Genomic DNA, 2,060 nt, shown 5'->3' with positions numbered 1-2,060 from the left:
GCTTCAGGATGTTTGGCCCCCCTTCTCCCGAAGTTACGGGGGCATTTTGCCGAGTTCCTTAACCACAGTTCACCCGATCGCCTTGGTATTCTCTACCTGACCACCTGTGTTGGTTTGGGGTACGGGCCGTGCATGCACTCACTAGAGGCTTTTCTCGGCAGCATAGGATCACTCTACTTCGCCTCAAACGGCTACGCATCACGTCTCAGCCTCATGGAACACGGATTTGCCTATGTTCCGGCCTACACGCTTACACCAGGACAACCATCGCCTGGCGGAGCTACCTTCCTGCGTCACCCCATCGCTTGACTACTACGAAATCAGGTCCCACGCTCCACACACAAACCTCCATCCGAAGACTTCAGTCCATGGCTTTGGGTGGTTAGTATCAAACGCCTCGTCATGGGCGCACATGCTCGGGTACGGGAATATCAACCCGTTGTCCATCGACTACGCCTGTCGGCCTCGCCTTAGGTCCCGACTTACCCTGGGCGGATTAGCCTGGCCCAGGAACCCTTGGTCATCCGGCGGCAGAGTTTCTCACTCTGCATTCGCTACTCATGCCTGCATTCTCACTCCCACACCCTCCACGACTGGCTTCCGCCGCCGCTTCCCTGGATGCAGGACGCTCCCCTACCCATCCACACCACTAGACAACACCCTCAAGGAGTGAAGCCGATGTATTGCATGAATGACACAGCTTCGGCGGTGTGCTTAAGCCCCGCTACATTGTCGGCGCAGGACCACTTGACCAGTGAGCTATTACGCACTCTTTCAAGGGTGGCTGCTTCTAAGCCAACCTCCTGGTTGTCTGGGCAATCCCACATCCTTTCCCACTGAGCACACACTTAGGGGCCTTAGCTGGTGTTCTGGGCTGTTTCCCTCTCGACGACGAAGCTTATCCCCCGCCGTCTCACTGCCACGCTCTCACACTACGGTATTCGGAGTTTGGTTGATTTCGGTAACCCGGTAAGGCCCCTAGACCATCCAGTAGCTCTACCCCCGCAGAGAAACACGTGACGCTGCACCTAAATGCATTTCGGGGAGAACCAGCTATCACGGAGTTTGATTGGCCTTTCACCCCTACCCACAGCTCATCCCCTCAGTTTTCAACCTAAGTGGGTTCGGGCCTCCACGACGTCTTACCGTCGCTTCACCCTGGCCATGGGTAGATCACTCCGCTTCGGGTCTAGACCACGCGACTACATTCGCCCTATTCAGACTCGCTTTCGCTACGGCTACCCCACACGGGTTAACCTCGCCACGCAGCACTAACTCGCAGGCTCATTCTTCAAAAGGCACGCCATCACCCTCAAGGCTCTGACGGCTTGTAGGCACACGGTTTCAGGTACTCTTTCACTCCCCTCCCGGGGTACTTTTCATCTTTCCCTCACGGTACTCGTCCGCTATCGGTCTTCAGGAAGTATTTAGGCTTACCGGGTGGTCCCGGCAGATTCACAGCAAATTCCACGAGCTCGCTGCTACTCGGGAACACCAAACAAACAATCAACGACATGTTTTCGCGTACGGGGCTCTCACCCACTCCGGCCGCCCATCCCAAGGCGTTCCACTAACACGCGCGATCATTCCGAGGACTGTCAGATCCTCGACGCTGGGTCCCACAACACCGCACATACAACGCCTGACAGCTTGACATATGCACGGTTTAGCCTCTTCCGCTTTCGCTCGCCACTACTCACGGAATCACGGTTGTTTTCTCTTCCTACGGGTACTGAGATGTTTCACTTCCCCGCGTTCCCTCCACACACCCTATATATTCAGGTGCGGGTAACACCACATCACTGGTGCTGGGTTTCCCCATTCGGAAATCCTCGGATCACAGCTCGGTTGACAGCTCCCCGAGGCTTATCGCAGCCTCCTACGTCCTTCATCGGCTCCTGAAGCCAAGACATCCACCATGTGCCCTTAACAACTTGACCACAAAGATGCTCGCATCCACTCTACAGTTCTCAAACACCACACCAGAAACAAACAGCGTTCCAGGGCTGTGACGCCCTGAGGCGTGTTGCCTCAGGACCCAACAGTGTGCACAGTGAACA

Annotated in this window: 1 rRNA gene; it reads right to left on the bottom strand. The window is 55.9% G+C overall.

Features of this window, described 5'->3' with window-relative positions:
- Window positions 1-1,940, bottom strand: a 23S ribosomal RNA gene (locus tag ACLJQM_RS48140); the annotation flags it as partial.
- Window positions 1,941-2,060: the final 120 nt, after the last annotated feature.

It is taken from the genome of Amycolatopsis sp. cmx-4-83 (assembly GCF_046548815.1).
Classification (GTDB): domain Bacteria; phylum Actinomycetota; class Actinomycetes; order Mycobacteriales; family Pseudonocardiaceae; genus Amycolatopsis; species Amycolatopsis pretoriensis_A.
The sequence above is the reverse complement of the archived record's forward strand: the minus strand, read 5'-3'. Positions and strand labels throughout refer to the sequence as shown.